This is a genomic window from Acinetobacter sp. F-1, from assembly GCF_022869025.1.
Classification (GTDB): domain Bacteria; phylum Pseudomonadota; class Gammaproteobacteria; order Pseudomonadales; family Moraxellaceae; genus Acinetobacter; species Acinetobacter pseudolwoffii.
The window spans coordinates 172,729-191,294 of the sequence record NZ_JAJKFX010000004.1 but is presented as its reverse complement, the minus strand read 5'-3'; the positions used below and the strand labels follow the sequence as shown (position 1 = coordinate 191,294).

The following is an 18,566-nucleotide window of genomic DNA, read 5'->3' as shown; positions in this document are numbered from 1 at the left end:
TCATGCAGACTCACTATCCGTTTTATTTGCTTGAATTGCCTGTCTAAAAGCGGTCGGATCTGTAGGTGAAACCAATACAAATTTCTGCACGCCGTCTTCCCTATAGTCAATCCGCAGACGCTTTAAGGACAAGGCCGGTGCAATAATGGAATGATCCGTCGGCTGAATGGACTGGATGGCGCTCAACGGAATCTGCCAGCTCAACCACAGGCTTTTAATGCTCAACACTCCATTTTCCACCATATAGCGCGTACTCCACAGCGGCCACCACAGAATAATAATGGTCAGAATGTAGATGGCGGTGTGCAGTGGATATTGCTGCAGGGTGCCTTTGGCCTGCATGGTCAGCAGCAGTTGCAGTAACAGGCCACTCATACAGATCAGAAAAGCGACCAGCCACCAGTCTTTTTTGGAACGAAATACCTGCATCGAGATCCCCATATCTATGTGCCTGATCATCATAAACAATTCTGTGCCAGATGACAGAGGTCATATTCAACAGAAGCACTGTTATTTCAGGCCTAGCATCAACATAGGCATGCTGGGGCTGAAATCCTCAGAAAACCCTCGACTAAAGCAATCAACTACAGTTTTATTGAGGCTGATCCGAAAATATCTATACATGCCTGCACGCCCTGTACTGAGCGAGATTCAGCCCTGATTTTCCTTGTTCCACAGGGCGATAATTGACTGAATTGACCAAATAGCAGCAAAGCCTGCCCTTGAATATTGTCCACCCTGCTCCATATCAATCAGGCTAATCGATAAAAAATAATGAATTGAAACAGAATCTTTAGTTCAGGCTGTGGTCAAAAACGGCAACAAAAATACAGCGCAGATGGAATCGATTCGGCAAAAATTGATGACCCTTGCGTCACGGCTTGATACAACTTGTTATGTTCTTTTTGGATATAGTTATCGTAAGATTAGCGAAGTCTAAAAGTGCGCGGGATATGCGCATTTGCTTCACAACATCAACTTAGAAGTCCTCCAAAATAAAGGAGATCAGGGCATGATCCACGCTGGCAATGCCATTACCGTCCAAATGCTAGAGGACGGGATTGCAGAATTCCGCTTTGACTTACAAGGTGAGTCTGTTAACAAATTCAACCGTGCAACGATTGAAGATTTCAAGGCTGCTATTGAAGCCGTCTCCCATGCCGATATTCAAGGTCTGATTGTCACTTCAGGCAAATCTACATTTATTGTCGGTGCCGATATCACTGAATTCGGCGATAACTTTGCTCAGGGTGAACAAGCAATTGTTGACTGGGCGATGCCGGTACATGAAATTTTCAACAGCTTTGAAGATCTCGACATTCCTAAAGTGGCGGCCATTAATGGCATGGCACTGGGTGGCGGTTTTGAAATGTGTCTGGTGTGTGACTACCGTGTCATGTCAGAACAGGCGCAAGTCGGTCTGCCTGAAATCAAGCTGGGCATTTTCCCGGGCTTCGGTGGTACAGTGCGTTTAAGCCGTCTGATCGGTATCGACAATGCGGTAGAATGGATGGCCATGGCCAACCCGAAAAAGCCTGCTGCTGCACTAAAAGACGGTGCTGTAGATGCGGTGGTTGCTGCTGACAAACTTAAAGATGCTGCACTTGATCTGGTCAAACAAGCGATTCATGGCCGTTTAGACTGGAGAACCAAGCGTCAGGAAAAACTGGATCCGGTTAAACTCAGCCCGATTGAACAGATGATGGCGTTTAACTCATCGAAAGGCATAGTTTTGGCCAAAGCCAATCCGGCTCAATATCCGGCGCCAAAATTACTGCTTGATTCATTACAGGCCGGTGCGAGCCTGCATCGTGATGACGCGTTAAAAGTTGAAGCTGAAGGCTTTGCCAAAGCTGCAGTTACGCCACAAGCAGGTGCATTGATCGGTTTGTTCCTGAACGATCAGATCGTGAAAAAAACCTCGAAGCGCTACGAAAAAGGTGCGCATCCGGTGAACCAGGCGGCGGTACTTGGCGCTGGGATCATGGGTGGTGGTATTGCTTATCAGGCGGCGAGCAAAGGCACACCAATCATCATGAAAGATATTGGTAATCCACAGCTTGCATTGGGTATGTCTGAAGCGAACAAACTGTTGACCAAACAGGTTGAACGCAAAAAAATGACACCAGCGAAAATGGGTGAAACGCTTGCACGTATCCGTCCGACTTTAAGCCTGGAAGAGTTTAAAGAAGTGGATATCGTGATTGAAGCGGTAACTGAAAACCCTAAAATCAAAGCTGCTGTACTTGCTGATACTGAAAAATCAGTACGTGAGAACACCATCATTGCTTCAAATACGTCTACGATTTCGATCACGCGTCTGGCTGAAAGCCTGCAACGTCCTGAGAACTTCGTGGGGATGCACTTCTTTAACCCGGTACATATGATGCCTTTGGTTGAAGTGATCCGTGGCGCGAAGACCTCTGACGAAGCCATTGCAACGACTGTGGTACTTGCTCAGAAAATGGGTAAAACACCAATCGTGGTGAATGACTGCCCGGGCTTCCTGGTCAACCGCGTATTGTTCCCTTACTTCGGTGCGTTTGATCTGTTGCTTAAAGATGGGGCTGATTTCCAGCAAATTGATAAAGTGATGGAAAAATTCGGCTGGCCGATGGGCCCTGCTTACCTGATGGACGTTGTCGGTATTGATACTGGCGTGCATGGTGCAGAAGTGATGGCTGAAGGCTTCCCGGATCGTATGAAACCGGACTTCAAAGGTTCGATTCAAACCATGTATGAGAACAAACGTCTGGGGCAAAAGAACGACGTGGGTTTCTACAAGTATGAGCTTGACCGTAAAGGCAAAAAAGCCAAAGTGGTTGATCCAACTGCATATGAGCTTGTGGCCTCTGTTGCAACTGTGGAAAAACGTGAATTTGACGCTCAGGAAATCATTGACCGTATGATGCTGGCTTTCTGTAACGAAACGGTTCGTTGCCTGGAAGACAACATTGTCGCGACTGCTTCTGAAGCAGATATGGCAATGATCATGGGTGTCGGTTTCCCTCCATTCCGTGGTGGTCCATGCCGTTACATCGATCAAACCGGTGTAGCTGAGTATGTTGCGCTTTGCAATAAGTATGCGCACCTTGGTAAAGCTTATGAAGCGCCAGAAATGTTGCGTGAAATGGCTGCTAACAACAAAAAATTCTACGGTTAAGGAGCAACGTGAATGGCTACTTTAAATCCACGTGACGTTGTCATCGTCGATGGCGTACGTTCAGCAATGGGTAAAACCAAAAACGGTATGTTCCGCAATGTACGTGCGGACAGCCTGTCTGCTGAACTTGTCCGTGCCCTGATGGTACGTAACGAATTCGACCCGAATGAAGTTGAAGACGTGATCTGGGGCTGTGTCAACCAGACTCTGGAACAAGGGATGAACATTGCCCGTAATATCGCATTACTGGCAGACTTGCCGAAAACTGTGGCTGGTCAAACCGTGAACCGTTTGTGTGGTTCGTCTATGCAGGCGATTCATACTGCGGCTGCGCAAATTGCCACCAATCAGGGTGATATCTTCATCATTGGTGGTGTCGAGCACATGGGTCACGTTGGCATGATGCACGGTATCGACCTGAACCCGGAAGCGTCTAAGCATTATGCCAAAGCATCGAACATGATGGGCTTGACTGCGGAAATGCTGGGTCGCATGAATGGCATTAGCCGTGAGGAACAGGATGCCTTTGGTGTGGAATCACATCGTCGTGCCTGGGCTGCGACTGAAAATGGTCTGTTCCAGAACGAGATTGTGGGCATTGAAGGTCACAACGCTGATGGTTATAAAGTTCTATGTGATATCGATGAAGTGATCCGTCCGGATGCCAATATCGAATCATTCCGTGCTTTACGTCCAGTGTTCGATCCGAAAGGCGGTACAGTGACTGCGGCAACCTCTTCAGCCTTGTCTGATGGTGCTTCTGCAATGTTGCTCATGTCTTATGAGCGTGCACAAGCCTTAGGTCTTAAGCCACGTGCCGTGATCCGCTCTATGGCAGTTGCAGGTTGTGATGCTGCAATCATGGGTTATGGCCCGGTTCCGGCAACGCAAAAAGCCTTGAAACGTGCTGGCCTTGCCATTTCTGATATTCAGACTTTTGAATTGAACGAAGCCTTTGCTGCACAAGGTCTGTCTGTTCTTAAGGGCTTAGGCATTTATGACAAACAGGACATCGTAAACCATAACGGTGGTGCGATTGCGTTGGGTCACCCACTCGGTTGTTCTGGTGCGCGTATTACCACGTCTTTGCTTAACGTGATGGAACAGCAAGATACGCAAATTGGTCTTGCGACCATGTGTATTGGTTTGGGTCAAGGTATTGCGACCATTATCGAACGTGTTTAATTCTTAAATACTCAGATAAAAATAAACCCCGCTTAGTGCGGGGTTTTTTATACAAAAAAAAGAAATTGATGCCCTTTCTTTTTTTGATGATGAATCAGGCTCACCGTTTATTTTTTTGAATGATACAAAATCTGCCGAACGGGTAAGATTCGATTGTGCGCATGAATTAGGCCACACCGTTATGCACACACATAATAAATATGTCCGCAATGAAGTAGACAATCGCATTTTAGAAACTGAAGCAGATAAGTTTGCTTCAGAATTTTTAATGCCTACTGAAGGTTTTTTAAGTACAGTTCCTTCTTATTTAACGATTGAAAATATGATCGACTATAAGAAAGTATGGCGAACATGTTTAAAGGCTATAAATTATAAATCGCATAAATTGCAACGTATAACAGATTGGTTTTATCGAAGTAACTCTATGAAAATTAATACCTTAGGTTATCACATTAATGAGCCTAACGAAACTCACCGTGATGAAAGCGTAATGCTTCCTAAATTAATTTTAACATTAGCTTCAGATCCAAAATTTAGTAAGCAGAAAATGCTCGATGAAATTCGTATATCTTAAAAAGACTTTAATGAACTAACATTTGATTCTTTAATTAAATATGAAGAATCTAAACCTCGACCAAAGCTTTATGTCATTAGTTAAAGCTCTTCGGAGCTTTTTTATTTAAACTAGAATGTTATCCCTTTGTAAAATTGGTTTATTTTTCCACCATTAAAATCTTAATTATGAATCGCTTAAATTTTATCTGTGTATGATCAAGCCTCTTTTTTCCTACTTCCTTAAGGGGTTTATATGAACATGCTTAAAACAATGCTTGCGACTGCAATCGTAGCAACTTCTGCATCTGCAATGGCAACTGAAGCTCAAGTAGCACCTGCTGCTACAACCACTACAGTTCAAACTGTTGCTACAGAAGCGGTTGCGCCTGTGCAAGCAAAAGTTGAAGCTGCTCAAGCCACTGCTACAGATGCAAAACAAGCAACTGAAGCGAAAGTTGAAACAGTAAAAGCTGAAACAACTGCTCAAGTAGAAACTGCACAAGCAACCGCAGAACAACAAGTTGAAGCTGCAAAAACAGAAGTAGCAGAAGCAAAAGAAGCAACTGTTGAAACTGCTGCTGAAGTAAAAGAAGCGGCTGCTGAGAAAGCCGAAGCTGCTCAAGCAGACGTAAAAGCTGAGAAAAAAGGCTGGTTCTCTTGGTTCAAAAAAGCTGCTTAAGATTTTTTGAGCATAAAAAAGATGTCATTACGACATCTTTTTTTGTTTTGAACACTCTCATTTTAATTCAAGAGTTTAACAGCAGCTTAAAGCACTTATTCGACCTTTTGCGCTAACATGGTCGCAAAATGCTGTTTAATCCGTTGGCCCTGCGCATCCACCCGATGCAGCTCACCAATATTTTCATTGTATTTCACAATCTTCCAGTCCTCATAATAAGCCCGTAACTCGCCCGGCTTAAAGCTAAATGGAAAATCGGGCTGTACCGGAATCTCTGGCGTATCCATCGCACAGACAATCAGGTTATAACCACCCGGCACGGTGGCCTGCTGCATCTGCGCAATCAAGGGTGCAATGGTTTTGGCCTCGAGGAACATCATCACCACGGTGCAGTAAATGAAGTCATACTGGCCTGTAATACTGGTATCTGTGTTGAGATCACGGCGCTGGATCTGCAAGTGGTCAATGTGCTCCGTCTGCACAATCTGTCTTAAGGTCTGCAAACTGTTTTCATTGACATCCCAAGCATCGACATTAAAACCGTTCTGACTTAAATACAGCGCATTACGTCCTGTACCGCAACCGACGTCCAGCGCACGGCCACCCTTTAAATAGGGCATGGCAGCCAGTACTTCAGAATGGGTAGGATTCAACTGATATTTTTTGATGAAGTAATCTTCAGGCCGGCAATAAAAACGCAGCTGGCATTCGACATCCTCGCTGGCAGAAACAATCTTGTGCCAAGCCTCAGGTTCAATAAATGGCGGTTGCTGTTCTGGTGTAAATACATGTTCAGATTGCACCGCACCGGATGCTTCCAGCATGGCAAAACGCAACTCACCTTTAAGTAACGTCAGTTTGGCCCAAGTCCCTGCTTTGGTATTGTGCTGATTCTTGAAGCCCTGAGGAATACTCTTTTCTGTCCAGACCGGAAGTTGCTTATAACAAATCAGTTCTTGCATCAATATCGCCCTCCATCTCATGCATGCGCCGCCTGTCATGCTTATAGCGACGGTTTTATTCATTTCAGCATAGCTGGTTCAGGCCGGAATTGGAATCAGCGCTTATTTACGCTGTGCCAATACAGCAGCAAGATGCAGACCAAATCTGGAAAATAAAAAAGCTGCCTCGATCGACAGCTTGAGTTTAGCCAGAGAATGAATAGGGTGACTGGATTAATGCAGTAGTTCTGATTGTAGCCAGCGCATATAATTTTCCTGATCCATAAAATCCGGCGCGCCTTCCAGATCCAGACTGAAATATTGCTGATTAAACTGAATCACAATCTGTTCGGTATAGTGCCAGTCCTCGATCAGCTTGAAATATTGATTCAAGAAAAATCGGCTCCTGCCCTCATTATTCAGACTTTGTAATTTTGGACATGTTTTATTTGCGACAAACTCACCGTACACCTGCTGAATATCAGCAAAAACCTGAATTGTTTGCATGACTCACCTGCTTAAATGTTATGTCGTGATCTGTGCGACACATTCAATTTAAGCACTAAGTTTGAACAGCAGATGACAGTCATGTGGCAATCCTGTGATCGCCTACAGGGTTATAACTTATTTTCAACCGCTTTCTGGTTTGCTGTCGCAATCTGTTGCATCTGCTTATTCAGGTGCAGTATTTCTTTATACAGTGCATTAAATTCTTGCACTGCTTGATCTTCATAGAACATAAAAGTTTTATTTTTCTTTTGCCATTTATGCTTTTTCAATACGGCAAACAAGGCATCTGCCTTGGCCAGACTTTGTTTCTCAATCACAAAGATCGTATGGGCATTACTTTGCTGTTGATCAGCTTGCAGGTTCGCGGTCAGCTGCTGGCGATAACGGTTTTTAATATCCAGTTGCTGTGCCTTATTAATCAGCTCGGCATCACGCTGCTGAATTTGCTGCTGATAGCTGTTCACAATTTGATGCACTTGCTTGAGCATGGCTTCGGTTTCTTTATAGTCTTGTGCCTGATCCTTGGCCAGACGGTCAATATCCAGAAAATTCTGCCAGTTGGCCGCTTTCAGGTCGCGTAGATACTGATTGCGCTCCTCGGCACTGTCGCGCAATTGACCCAGCATGAATTCAGCCATGATGGCATAGTCGCCATCCAGACGGTCATCTTCAAGCTCAAGCTCAATCGGCTTAGACCAGTCCTGTGCTTGCCTTACAATGCTCTGGGTTTTTTCTTCCAGCACGGCTTCATACTCGAGCAACTCGGCCTGATGTTTTTGCTGGACAGAATTTTGATAAAACAGTCCAATAAAAATTGCCAGCGTAACAGCGGCTAATATCATAAAAACACGCGGCATGTACACGCTCCAGCTCTGTCGGTCAGATCTTATTGATAATACACACTATGCTTATTTTTTAGACCCAATTCAAGAGATTTGGTTTGACCGCTCATATGGCCTGCTCAGGCAAGAATCATCGTGCCCGGAAAGTAATTTAATCCGAAATCTTCTGCTGGCTGATCCTGCAGACCCAAGCCTTCAGGCTGTCAACAACGATTATCTGGAATCAAATGGCAAGCTCAGGCTGAGTCGATTTGGGTCAAATTGTTCACGTACGATTTGCACGTTGGTGGCATCCCTGTTAATACCAAAGGGTTGCAGCAAGACATACACACCATTTCTTGGGTCTGAAGACTGTAAGCCCTGTGCGATGGCCAATACATATTCACGAAATACCACAGGCAGACTATCCAGATCGGGGGCGACCGGCGACCGCATTACATCAATATTCGCAGCAATGTCGCCATCTACGCTATAGGCCTGAATATCACGTTCGATTTTCATCAGACGCATTTGCAGGGCCTTAAGTTGGCTGTTCTGTTCCTGATAAGGCATCATTTTTTCAGTCACGGCGCGCAGTTCCGGTTCGGCCATGACAGTGAGTGTCGGCAATACCACCGGATCAGACACAGTGGCAGGTGCAGCATGGCTGAATATCGGCAGTGTAAAGGCAGCACAGGCCGTAAGAAGGCCCAGTATGCTCGGCTTTAGGAGATTCATGATTTAGCCCTCATTTGGACAATAGGAAAGCTTCAGATTGAAAGCTTACAAGTAATACAAGCGCCTATTGTTAAGTTTGATAAACGGTCAATCATGAATAAACAGGATAAAAAAATAGAAAAAAATACGGCAGGAACAATAAGAAAATATAGATTTAATTCTGATCTGATTTTGTTGTAGGCAAACATTACAGGCAAAAAAAAATCCCCAAACATGGTTTGAGGATTTTTTGAATATGGTGGCGAGACCCAGGATCGAACTGGGGACACACGGATTTTCAATCCGTTGCTCTACCTACTGAGCTATCACGCCGATGCGGTGTATTAAGCCGTATCTGGCCTCATTAGTCAATCAAAATTATGAAAAAAATATTTGAGTGGCTGATTTTTGGCCTAAAAAAAATCCCTGATGGGATCAGGGATTGAAAACTTTGAAATCGTTTTAAAATATGGTGGCGAGACCCAGGATCGAACTGGGGACACACGGATTTTCAATCCGTTGCTCTACCTACTGAGCTATCACGCCGATGTCGCGTATTAAACAGTTTCAGCTGTAAATCGTCAAGAGCAGACAGAATAATTTTCTTCAAATGTTTACTTTTCCATCAACTCGCGTCAATTTGAGTCATAAATCGAACAGTGTTTACCAAAGACCTCAGCAATAAAACAGATTTAAGCCCTTATTTACATAAAAAAGCAGCCTAACGGCTGCTTGATATTGCTCTATCTTCAGATTTTTTCCAGATTGGCCAGACAACGATGAATGGCGCCGCAACCCGGCACAAAGTTTTTCACACCTTTTTCTTCTTCCATCCGGCAGACCTCACTCACCAGCCTTTCTGCCACGCCACGGCCACGGTTGGCCGGATGTACCACGATATTTTCCAGAATGCGGCTTTCCCCCTGTCCGGTGCACCAGATTGCCCCAATAATTTTGCTATTAAATTCTGCACTGTAAACTGAGGTATACTGTGCAAGGTTTTGCTCTAGTTGTTCCATGGCATCTGCCCCGTCGCTAAATTCAGGGCTCGTGTCATACAGTCGCTCAAGCTGGCTGCGCACTTCGTCATTTTCTAAAGAAGTATAAGCATGTACGGTGATAGGCATTGATAAACCCTCCTGAGCAATCTAATATGCGGTGACTTCGTCACGGCGAAAATATTTTCTACATCAATCATTTTGACGTATTTGAGGAACGTGTCTATGACAGATCGTATCAGTGAAGTGGTAAGAAATACCAACGAAACCAAAATTCGAGTTCGTTTGAATCTCGACGGTACTGGTCAAGGCACCTTAAACACGGGTATTCCCTTTTTAGATCATATGATTGATCAAATCAAGCGGCATGGCCTGTTTGATATTGATATTCATTGTGAGGGCGATCTGGAAATTGACGACCATCATACTGTAGAAGACTGCGGTATTACGCTGGGTCAGGCTTTCGCGCAAGCGTTGGGTGATAAAAAAGGCCTGAAACGCTATGGTCATTTCTATGCACCACTCGATGAATCTTTAAGCCGTGTCGTGGTGGATCTGTCTGGTCGTCCGGGTCTGTTTATGGATATTCCATTTACCCGTGCCATGATCGGCCGTTTTGATGTGGATTTATTCTCTGAATTTTTCCAGGGCTTTGTGAACCATTCCTTGATAACGGTGCATATCGACAACCTGAAAGGTAAAAACAGCCATCACCAGATCGAAAGCGTATTTAAAGCATTTGCACGTGCGCTACGTATGGCCTGTGAAGTCGATCCACGTGCTGCCAATACTGTAGCTTCAACCAAAGGTACACTGTAATGACCCGTATTGCCCTTCTTGATTATGGCATGGGAAATTTGCACTCTGCGGCAAAAGCATTAGAACATGTCGGTGCCACGGTTGATGTGACCAATGATCCAAAACTGATTGCACAAGCAGACAAGATTGTCTTTCCGGGCGTAGGTGCGATGCGTGACTGTATGCAAGGCATGCACGAAGCCGGAATTGATGAAGTGGTACGCAACGCCGTATTTAACAAGCCGGTACTGGCCATTTGTGTGGGTATGCAAGCCTTGATGCAACATTCTGAAGAGAATGGTGGTACCGATGCACTGGGTATTTTCGAAGGTGCGGTCAAGCACTTTCCGGAAATGGCGGGCTTAAAAGTGCCACATATGGGCTGGAACCAGGTGCATCAGGCTGATCCAGAGCATCCGATGTGGAACAATATCGAACAGGATGCGCGTTTCTACTTTGTACATAGCTATTATGTAGAGCCACAAGATTCAGACCTGGTGGCAGCTACTTGTACCTATGGCATTGAATTCTGCACCGCGATTCATAAAGAAAACTTGTTCGCGACCCAGTTCCATCCGGAAAAGAGTCATACCGCCGGTTTGCAGTTATTGAAAAACTTTGTGGACTGGAAAATCTGATTTTCCTTTCGCCTAAAAAGCTCGCAGATTGCGGGCTTTTTTTATTCATTTAGATTAGTTCACTGCTAGTGATTCTGACTATTTTTTAGTCATTAAAATTGTTATGATGTTGAAGTAACTCATTATATTTAAAAATAATTAAACTCAGGGGAAATACAATAATGAATCCACACTATCCAAGCAATGAATCAGCTTTAAGCCCAAATGGTCGTTTTGGCCGCTTGTCTTATCTCGGCTGGAACATGCTAATGACCTTTTCGCTCCTGATCATCATTGGGATCATTGCAGCTTTTTCACCTGGCCTATTTATGGATAGCTCTGCCTTGGCAGGCTCATCCATGGTTGCAACTGTTCTCATCGGACTCGCTTACTTGGTCATGCTTTATTTTAGTTTTGTTTTTACTATTCGCCGTCTACATGACCGCAATCATACTGGATGGTTATCGCTGCTGATCTTGGTTCCGCTACTCAATCTGATTTTTATCCTTTATCTGATTTTTGCCAAAGGTGATGACAGAAGCAATCAATACGGCCCGCGACGTACCACCAAAGCTTGGGAAAAGGTGTTGGGATTGATTTATGTACTTATTTTTCCAATCGGTATTTTAGCCGCGATTGCAATCCCAGCTTATCAAGACTATGTGACGCGTGCTCAACAGGCGCAGATGGAACAGAGTAGCTATCACACTGATTAATCCTATTTAAATTTTGTATAAAGCTCATTCTTTATGGGCTTTATTTTTGCCTAGCGCTAGAAAAATGATTAAGCTGAACGCATTCATTTCATGATTAATGCGTATGCAACAGCGGCTGGACACTTTACCAAGCAAGGAACAAATTCAGGCCTTTCCTGTATTTCAAAATCTTCCGATGCAACAGATTCAGGTGATTAATAGCCTGGAACAATGTCATGCTCTTGAACAGGAACTAAAAAGCCATGCAGTCCTGGGTTTCGATTCTGAATCCAAGCCCACCTTTAAAGTCGGTGAAGTCTCCACTGGGCCACATTTGATTCAGCTGGCGACTTTAGACAAAGCCTATTTATTTCAAATGAGTCCGGCGATCTGGGATTTTCTTAAACCGATCTTTGCCAGTCGTGATCAGATCAAGGTCGGTTTTGGCCTGAAAAATGATGCGCACCTGTTCCGTAAAAAAGGCATTGAACTGAATAGTGTGATTGAACTATCCAAATGTTTTAAAGCTTTTGGTTTAAATAATCCGGTCGGATTAAAAAATGCCATGGCGTTGTTGTTTCAACTGAATTTCCCCAAATCGAAACGGATTAGTACTTCGAACTGGGCCAGCAAGAAGCTCAGCCCGGCACAGATTGATTATGCAGCCGCAGATGCCTACGCGCCCGTGCTGGTATTTGAAGAATTACTACGTCGGGATTTATTACCCAGAGAGATTCCCAATACTTCATTGAAATTGAGAATCCGTCCTTCATCGACGGCTTAAGCGTTTAAGTGGCGTATTGGTTCTGGCAACTTGATGTACGCATGAAAGCCGTGATGAGCACGATCGATGAGGTGGTTGTGACTTTAACAGATCTTACCGCTTCGATCATCGACCAGCTCAGTACACGACCCGTTATGGAAAACCTGATCTCCATTCAAGAGATGAATCATTAATGCCATTAAAATAAATGACCTCACTGCTACCTGTCTACGCACAGGTTTTCTTTATTCATACCGTTTAAGAGTTAGAAATTTCGACTTTATTTGCTAAGATGAATACACTCAAATTCATTCTAAAGATTAAGCAAGGAGCGAAAGCATGCTGATCATCCCTGCAATTGACCTGAAAGATGGCAAATGTGTCCGTTTAAAGCAAGGTCGTATGGAAGACGATACCGTATTTTCAGACGATCCGGTCGCAACAGCACAGCATTGGGTAAATGAAGGCGCTCGCCGCTTGCATTTAGTAGATTTAAACGGTGCTTTCGCAGGTACACCAATCCATAAGCCAGTGGTTGAAGCCATTGTCCGATCTCAGCCTGATTTGCCGATCCAGATTGGTGGCGGTATCCGTTCTCTGGAAACCATCGAGCATTATCTGCAAGCCGGTGTTTCTTTTGTGATTATTGGCACCAAAGCAGTTCAGGATCCTGAATTTGTTGAAGAAGCATGTCAAAAATTTGCTGGCCACATTATTGTGGGTATTGATGCCATGAATGGCATGGTGGCAACAGATGGCTGGGCCAATGTGACTGATGTCAAGGCTACTGACCTGGCGAAACGTTTTGCTGATGCTGGCGTGTCGAGCATTGTCTATACGGATATCGCGCGTGATGGCATGATGCAGGGTGTGAATATTGAGCAAACCGTGAATCTGGCGCAATACTCAGGTTTGCCTGTGATTGCCTCTGGTGGTGTAACCAATCTGGATGATGTGCGTAATCTGAAAGACCAACCGGGTATTTTGGGCGCAATTACCGGCCGTGCGATTTACGAAGGTACATTAAGCTTGCGTGAAGCACAGTTATTGCTAGATGAGCAACAGGCGCTATAATTAAGCCTGCTGTAAAAGAGGTCTTCGGACCTCTTTTTTATTTTTTAATTTTCTGATCTCCTGGCATGTCTACACTTATTTCCAAAAATCACTCCGGCTGGATGGTAAAAGCGCCGCAACTCGCCCTGATCCTGATCACCATTATCTGGGGCGGCAGTTTTATTACTGTGCAATACGGGCTAAATTTTAGTAGTCCGATTATGTTTGTCGGCCTGCGTTTCGCTGCGGCAGCGCTTGCCGTCACCCTGATTTCACTGAAGTCGCTAAAAGGCATGAACCTGAAAGAGGTGTTTGCTGGTGTGGTGATTGGCGTCATGATCGCCATCGGCTACGGCACCCAAACTGTGGGCTTGCAGACCATCAGCAGCAGTGAGTCGGCTTTTTTAACCGCCTTGTATGTTCCACTGGTTCCGATCCTGCTCTGGCTCATGTTCCGTAAAAAACCGCATGTCATGACCTGGATCGGAGCATTGTTTGCCTTTATCGGTCTGGTGTTTTTGACAGGAAATGGCTTTGCTGCAATTCAGCTCAGTTTCGGGCAAACCCTGACTTTGCTCGGTTCCATCGCGATTGCACTGGAGATTATTTTTATCAGCTATTTTGCCGAACAGGTCAATGTACGCCGGGTCACGGTGCTGCAACTTATTTTTGCGTCCCTGTTCTGCTTTATGATTGCACCCGTATTAGGTGAATCTCAGCTACCTGAATTTCACTGGCATCTGACAGGAATTTTAGTCGGTTTAGGCATTGCCAGTGCCTTGATCCAACTGGTGATGAACTGGGCGCAGCGCATGGTCGATCCATCACAGGCGGCAATTATCTATGCCGGCGAACCGGTATGGGCAGCCCTGTTTGGCCGTCTGGCAGGAGAACGCTTACCGTCACTGGCTTTATTAGGCGGATTGATGGTGGTACTTGGCGTGATTGCCAGTGAATGGAAACCGAAGTTTTTAAAGCGGAAAGTAAAAGAACAAATCACTTAATTTCCTCTTTTTAATCCCCCTAAAGTCCCCTTTTAAGAAAGGGGACTTTTTTATATTTGTATTTAATTTTAGAAAGATACCATCTTGCCCGGATTCACCAATGCTCCCAGTCCATAGGCAGTTTTGGCAATTGGAATCACCACAGGGGCAAGTGTGCGACCAAACAACATATCCTGATGCTGAATAGTGGTCAGCATATTGAAATCATCTGCCTTGCCACAGAAATCATCTGCAATTGCTTTACCGATACGCACCGTTTGCGCCACACCATGCCCACTCCAGCCTTGCACGGCATAAATCGGGAATTTATGGCCAAATTTACGGCTGTCGGCTGCACCATTCATGGTCAGATCCGTGGTTCCACTCCAGACAAAATCCAGCTCAACCTGTTTTAATTGTGGGAATACATGCTGAATTCGACCTAACAAATACTGATGGGTTTTTTCAGGACTCCAACACGAACCTGTCCCTTCACCACCAAATAAAATTCGGTTTTGAGACACACCCCGGTAATAATCAATCTGGAACTGGGTGTCGTAGACAGGCGCATCGGTTGGCAATAGCTCTTTTAAATTTACTTCTAAAGGCGCTGTGGTACATACATAAGTATAAAATGGAATTGTGGTTCGATTGTTCTTTTGCAGCAGTTTAAACGAAGCATGATGTACGCCCATGACCACACTCTTACGCGCTTTTATTACGCCACTTATGGTCGTGACATAAATCCCATCTTCACGCTCTTCTACTGACACCACTTCAGTTTGTTCAAACACCTGTCCACCGTTTTGGCAGAAGCCATAAACGAGGCCACGGTTCAGTGCGAGTGGATGGATATGTCCCCCCAGCGAGTCAATTAGACCACCACAATAATTCTCTGAAGCAATATGCTGTTTCAGCTCATGCTCACCGACAATTTTGGTGTGGTCTTCACCTAAAAATTTACGTGCATCTGCCCCTTGAGTTAAACCAACCAAGTGCCCTTCATGCACTGCTGCGGTAATATGTCCACGTTTACGCTGTAGCTCAAGTTGGTATTTTGCTGCAATGTCATCGATTAAAGACATCGCTTCAGTAGAGCTAAAGTGCCAGAGTTTTTTTGCATCTGCATAGCTGAAATGCTCAATCATTTCTGACGCTTCCCAACGCGCTAGCCCCGGTGTGAGCTGTCCACCATTACGTCCTGAAGCAGCGCCACCAATGCGATTTTTTTCTACCAAAATGGTATCTATGCCATGTTCAGACAGATGGAGTGCTGTCGATGCTCCAAGTAGCCCACCACCAATCACCACCACATCACATTCAAGATCGGCATTTAAACCTGGAAACGCATGCCCAGTTTCGAGTGAGCTTTCATAGTAATTGGCAGGATGTTCAAAATTGCCATGTTTGGGATTAATCCAGTTCCACTCTTTGCCACTCTGTGTATTAATACTGGCTTTAAACTCGACATCTTCAATAAATTTTGGTTTATTCATTTCATCTTCTCACTATTACTTCAATACAATTGATTCGATCTTAGTAAGCACTACTAATCACAATATTCTGTTTACGCAGACGCTTATACATATAGAGCAGCACGCCTACTGCGAGCCAAATACAGCCACAGATCAAAGCTGACATTTCCAGGTTGATCCATAAACCCAACATCACGCCCACCGAAAGCAGGGGCAAAACCAAGTTAAGGAAGATATTTTTTAAGCCTTGGCGCTGTTTATCCTGAACAAAGAATTTCACAAATACCGAGAAATTCACTGCAGTAAAGGCAATCAGGGCACCAAAACTCACCATACTCACCACTGTCGCAAGATCAAGGCTGATGGCAAGGAGTGAAGTTAAGCCAATGAACAGCACGGCATAAAGTGGTGTACCCAACTTGTTATGCACTTGACCGAATGTGCCTTTATGGAAAATTCCGTCACGTCCCATGATATGGATTAAACGCGAGGCACTGGCATGAGTCGCCAAACCTGAAGCAAAGGTATTCATGATTTGCGCGCAGAGGAACACCGCCTGAAACAGTGCCCCACCGACATACATCACAATTTCAGGCAATGCTTCATCGGGGTTGTTAAAGCGGACATTGCTGGGGAAATACAACTGGATAAACCACGATGCCGAGAAGAAAATCACCCCGCCTGTCAACGTGGTCAGCATTACAGCACGTGGAATATTTTTTTTCGGGTCTCTAGTTTCGTGTGACATCGTCGTCACGGCATCAAAGCCCAGAAACGAGAAACATAAAATTGATGCCCCGGCAATTAACGGCAATATACTGCTATCGCCGTTCAATAATGGCGTCATGGTCAGGACGTGATGATAACCTTGCTCCGTACCAATACCCTTGATCACCAGATAGATAAACAGCAGCATTAAAATCAAGGGAGCCACCACAAAAACCAGGCTTAAGTTCGCCAAGATATTAATGCGGAAACAGTTAATCAGGGTCACCAAACCGGTAAAGATACAGACCCACACCCAATATGGCACGCCTGGAATCAGAGCTTCCAAATAGATCCCGGCCAGTAAAGCATTCACGAGCGGCAGCAATATATAATCCATTAAGGCACACCAGCCAACAAAGAAACCGGCTTTCGGCCCGCAAGATTCCGCCGTATAAGTATAAGCCGAGCCCGGTTTTTCTGTCTGGCGACTAAATCGCGCATAGCTGAATGCCGTTAACAGCATGGCACCTAAGGCAAGGATATACGCGAGTGGAACACGTCCCTCAGTGATGCCGGAAACAATCCCAAAGGTATCAAAAACAACCATCGGGGTCATATATGCCACACCAATGATCACGACCTGCCACAAAGACATTTTTTTGAAAGCAACTTGTGCTTTTTCCATTGATGTCACCTGAACATTATTTATTTTCGTTATTTGTTCAATTGCAATGACTATGCCATATAATAAAAATATAAATAAATTGAGTGAGGATAGAAAATGCCAAAGTACAATTTAGAAACTCGAATTGCAGCCATTCAGATGTATAAAAAGACCGATTACAAGGTGGCTGTCTGTAAAGAATTTGGCATCTCTCGGGTGACTCTGGATGCATGGATCCGCCTTGAAGAAGAAACTGGCGACTTGGTCCAGAAACCTGTAAAAAATCGCGGCGCACCGGGCCATATTAAAGATTGGAATGAATTTCAAGTGTTTGTAAGATCTTTAAAATTTCAAAATATTAGTGATTTGGTTCCAATATTTGAACAGCGCTTTGGTTATGCAGTTTCTTATGCGGTTCTGGTGCGTGCTATTCATGTTTTAGGCATGCGTCGCCGTCGTGGTCGCTTTTATTCTTAAATTAAAAATGAGCCCGACAATAAAATAATTCGACCTGTTAAATTTAAAAAAATAAATGTACATTAATGTAAGTTTTCTTTATTAAAAACGTAAACTATATTTATTAATAAAGTAAATTTATGAAACAAAAAAGTAAAGTCTAAATATTAAAAATGTAAATTTATAAAATTAAAAATATTTAGCAATGTTCGTCATTATGTTCAATGATGATAAGAATTGCTCACTAAAATAGAGCAAGCTTGAATAAAAGTGGTGCGAGTTGGTAATTTTTTTCAGCCTATGCGGACAGCCGGAATCCGTTCTATTACATGAGGCATAAAAAAAGCAGCACTTTGGCTGCTTTTTCTACAATAAAATTTAGGATTTATACATCGGTCGATTGTCATTCAAGCGCATGATGCCACGAATCGCCCGATACACAATCCAGATCCAGGCCAGAAAGACCACCAACAAACAGAAAGCGGATGCACCAAATGCCACGCCTGCAAACAGGTTCGGATCTTCGCCAGTAAAGAACAGAAACAAAAATGGAATAAAGGCAATGATATTCCAGACCAGATACCACCAGAAACTGCGGATCTGCCAGGTGAAGTGGCTTTCAAAAATTGAACCACGCACATCGCGACGTTTGACATAGTTAATGATCAACGCCACGACAGCCAAGAGGCCAGCACTAAAAATAGCCACAATATATAAAATGTACAGTGCAAAAGTCAGTGTGCGATTTGGGTCTTTATCAATGGAATAGTTCACGTCCCCTCCTG

Annotated in this window: 20 protein-coding genes, 2 tRNA genes and 1 pseudogene; 12 read left to right on the top strand and 11 right to left on the bottom strand. The window is 44.3% G+C overall.

Annotated elements, in window-relative coordinates; all coding sequences use genetic code 11:
* Positions 1–429 carry a PH domain-containing protein gene (locus tag LOZ91_RS06050; RefSeq protein WP_244782815.1) on the bottom strand — a complete coding sequence of 143 codons (429 nt, stop codon included), beginning with the start codon at positions 427–429 and terminating at the stop codon, positions 1–3.
* Positions 430–1,012: 583 nt separating this feature from the next.
* On the opposite strand from LOZ91_RS06050, the gene fadB reads away from it, so the two are divergent.
* From fadB to LOZ91_RS06030, 4 genes and pseudogenes are all read left to right on the top strand, one after another.
* On the top strand, positions 1,013–3,163 hold the full coding sequence (fadB, locus tag LOZ91_RS06045) for a fatty acid oxidation complex subunit alpha FadB (RefSeq protein WP_244782814.1): 2,151 nt from the start codon (positions 1,013–1,015) through the stop codon (positions 3,161–3,163).
* 12 nt (positions 3,164–3,175) lie between these two features.
* Entirely contained in the window at positions 3,176–4,348 is a 1,173-nt protein-coding gene (gene fadA, locus LOZ91_RS06040; RefSeq protein ID WP_005095215.1) for an acetyl-CoA C-acyltransferase FadA, read from the top strand.
* A gap of 58 nt (positions 4,349–4,406) precedes the next feature.
* Positions 4,407–5,006 (top strand): annotated as a pseudogene (locus LOZ91_RS06035) (ImmA/IrrE family metallo-endopeptidase); the annotation flags it as partial.
* Between the two features lie 150 nt (positions 5,007–5,156).
* Complete coding sequence (locus LOZ91_RS06030; RefSeq protein ID WP_100329468.1) at positions 5,157–5,582, top strand: hypothetical protein; 426 nt, start codon at positions 5,157–5,159, stop codon at positions 5,580–5,582.
* A 95-nt stretch (positions 5,583–5,677) separates the two neighbouring features.
* Here LOZ91_RS06030 and tehB read toward each other — a convergent pair whose 3' ends face one another.
* The 7 genes from tehB to LOZ91_RS05995 all read right to left on the bottom strand — a co-directional run bounded on the left by tehB (position 5,678) and on the right by LOZ91_RS05995 (position 9,698).
* A complete protein-coding gene (gene tehB, locus LOZ91_RS06025) occupies positions 5,678–6,544 on the bottom strand; it encodes an SAM-dependent methyltransferase TehB (protein ID WP_244782812.1) in 867 nt (288 codons plus the stop codon).
* Positions 6,545–6,757: 213 nt separating this feature from the next.
* Entirely contained in the window at positions 6,758–7,030 is a 273-nt protein-coding gene (locus LOZ91_RS06020) for a hypothetical protein (RefSeq protein ID WP_159138357.1), read from the bottom strand.
* A 110-nt stretch (positions 7,031–7,140) separates the two neighbouring features.
* Positions 7,141–7,890: a hypothetical protein gene (locus LOZ91_RS06015; protein ID WP_244782811.1), complete on the bottom strand. Its 750-nt coding sequence runs from the start codon at positions 7,888–7,890 to the stop codon at positions 7,141–7,143.
* A 198-nt stretch (positions 7,891–8,088) separates the two neighbouring features.
* On the bottom strand, positions 8,089–8,592 hold the full coding sequence (locus LOZ91_RS06010) for a hypothetical protein (RefSeq protein ID WP_244782810.1): 504 nt from the start codon (positions 8,590–8,592) through the stop codon (positions 8,089–8,091).
* A 236-nt stretch (positions 8,593–8,828) separates the two neighbouring features.
* Positions 8,829–8,904, bottom strand: a tRNA-Phe gene (locus LOZ91_RS06005).
* Positions 8,905–9,041: 137 nt separating this feature from the next.
* Positions 9,042–9,117, bottom strand: a tRNA-Phe gene (locus tag LOZ91_RS06000).
* 203 nt (positions 9,118–9,320) lie between these two features.
* Positions 9,321–9,698: a GNAT family N-acetyltransferase gene (locus tag LOZ91_RS05995; protein WP_004278652.1), complete on the bottom strand. Its 378-nt coding sequence runs from the start codon at positions 9,696–9,698 to the stop codon at positions 9,321–9,323.
* 96 nt (positions 9,699–9,794) lie between these two features.
* On the opposite strand from LOZ91_RS05995, the gene hisB reads away from it, so the two are divergent.
* The 7 genes from hisB (at position 9,795) to LOZ91_RS05960 (ending at position 14,499) form a co-directional block, all read left to right on the top strand.
* Positions 9,795–10,388, top strand: a complete 594-nt coding sequence (gene hisB, locus LOZ91_RS05990; protein ID WP_180085651.1) for an imidazoleglycerol-phosphate dehydratase HisB — start codon at positions 9,795–9,797, stop codon at positions 10,386–10,388.
* Positions 10,388–11,005, top strand: coding sequence for an imidazole glycerol phosphate synthase subunit HisH (gene hisH / locus LOZ91_RS05985; RefSeq protein ID WP_086044210.1), 618 nt, complete (start codon positions 10,388–10,390; stop codon positions 11,003–11,005). The genes hisB and hisH overlap by 1 nt, the downstream gene beginning before the upstream one ends.
* 161 nt (positions 11,006–11,166) lie before the next feature.
* Positions 11,167–11,700 (top strand): DUF805 domain-containing protein, encoded by a 534-nt coding sequence (locus LOZ91_RS05980; protein WP_005173134.1) that lies wholly within the window; start codon positions 11,167–11,169, stop codon positions 11,698–11,700.
* Between the two features lie 103 nt (positions 11,701–11,803).
* A complete protein-coding gene (locus LOZ91_RS05975) occupies positions 11,804–12,463 on the top strand; it encodes a 3'-5' exonuclease (RefSeq protein ID WP_244782809.1) in 660 nt (219 codons plus the stop codon).
* Positions 12,464–12,471: 8 nt separating this feature from the next.
* Positions 12,472–12,636, top strand: a complete 165-nt coding sequence (locus LOZ91_RS05970) for a hypothetical protein (protein ID WP_171063336.1) — start codon at positions 12,472–12,474, stop codon at positions 12,634–12,636.
* A 145-nt stretch (positions 12,637–12,781) separates the two neighbouring features.
* The gene (gene hisA, locus LOZ91_RS05965; RefSeq protein ID WP_005095189.1) at positions 12,782–13,516 is read left to right on the top strand and encodes a 1-(5-phosphoribosyl)-5-[(5-phosphoribosylamino)methylideneamino]imidazole-4-carboxamide isomerase; all 735 of its coding nucleotides are present in this window, start codon (positions 12,782–12,784) and stop codon (positions 13,514–13,516) included.
* Positions 13,517–13,581: 65 nt separating this feature from the next.
* Entirely contained in the window at positions 13,582–14,499 is a 918-nt protein-coding gene (locus LOZ91_RS05960) for a DMT family transporter (RefSeq protein WP_244782808.1), read from the top strand.
* A gap of 68 nt (positions 14,500–14,567) precedes the next feature.
* Here the strand turns inward: LOZ91_RS05960 and LOZ91_RS05955 are convergent, their stop codons facing one another.
* Complete coding sequence (locus LOZ91_RS05955; RefSeq protein WP_100329473.1) at positions 14,568–15,974, bottom strand: FAD-binding oxidoreductase; 1,407 nt, start codon at positions 15,972–15,974, stop codon at positions 14,568–14,570.
* A 40-nt stretch (positions 15,975–16,014) separates the two neighbouring features.
* On the bottom strand, positions 16,015–17,346 hold the full coding sequence (locus LOZ91_RS05950) for an APC family permease (RefSeq protein ID WP_244782807.1): 1,332 nt from the start codon (positions 17,344–17,346) through the stop codon (positions 16,015–16,017).
* A gap of 96 nt (positions 17,347–17,442) precedes the next feature.
* On the opposite strand from LOZ91_RS05950, the gene LOZ91_RS05945 reads away from it, so the two are divergent.
* Positions 17,443–17,802, top strand: a complete 360-nt coding sequence (locus LOZ91_RS05945) for a helix-turn-helix domain-containing protein (RefSeq protein ID WP_005095181.1) — start codon at positions 17,443–17,445, stop codon at positions 17,800–17,802.
* A gap of 357 nt (positions 17,803–18,159) precedes the next feature.
* On the opposite strand, the gene LOZ91_RS05940 is transcribed toward LOZ91_RS05945, so the two are convergent.
* The gene (locus LOZ91_RS05940) at positions 18,160–18,555 is read right to left on the bottom strand and encodes a hypothetical protein (protein ID WP_005095179.1); all 396 of its coding nucleotides are present in this window, start codon (positions 18,553–18,555) and stop codon (positions 18,160–18,162) included.
* Positions 18,556–18,566 lie beyond the last annotated feature (11 nt).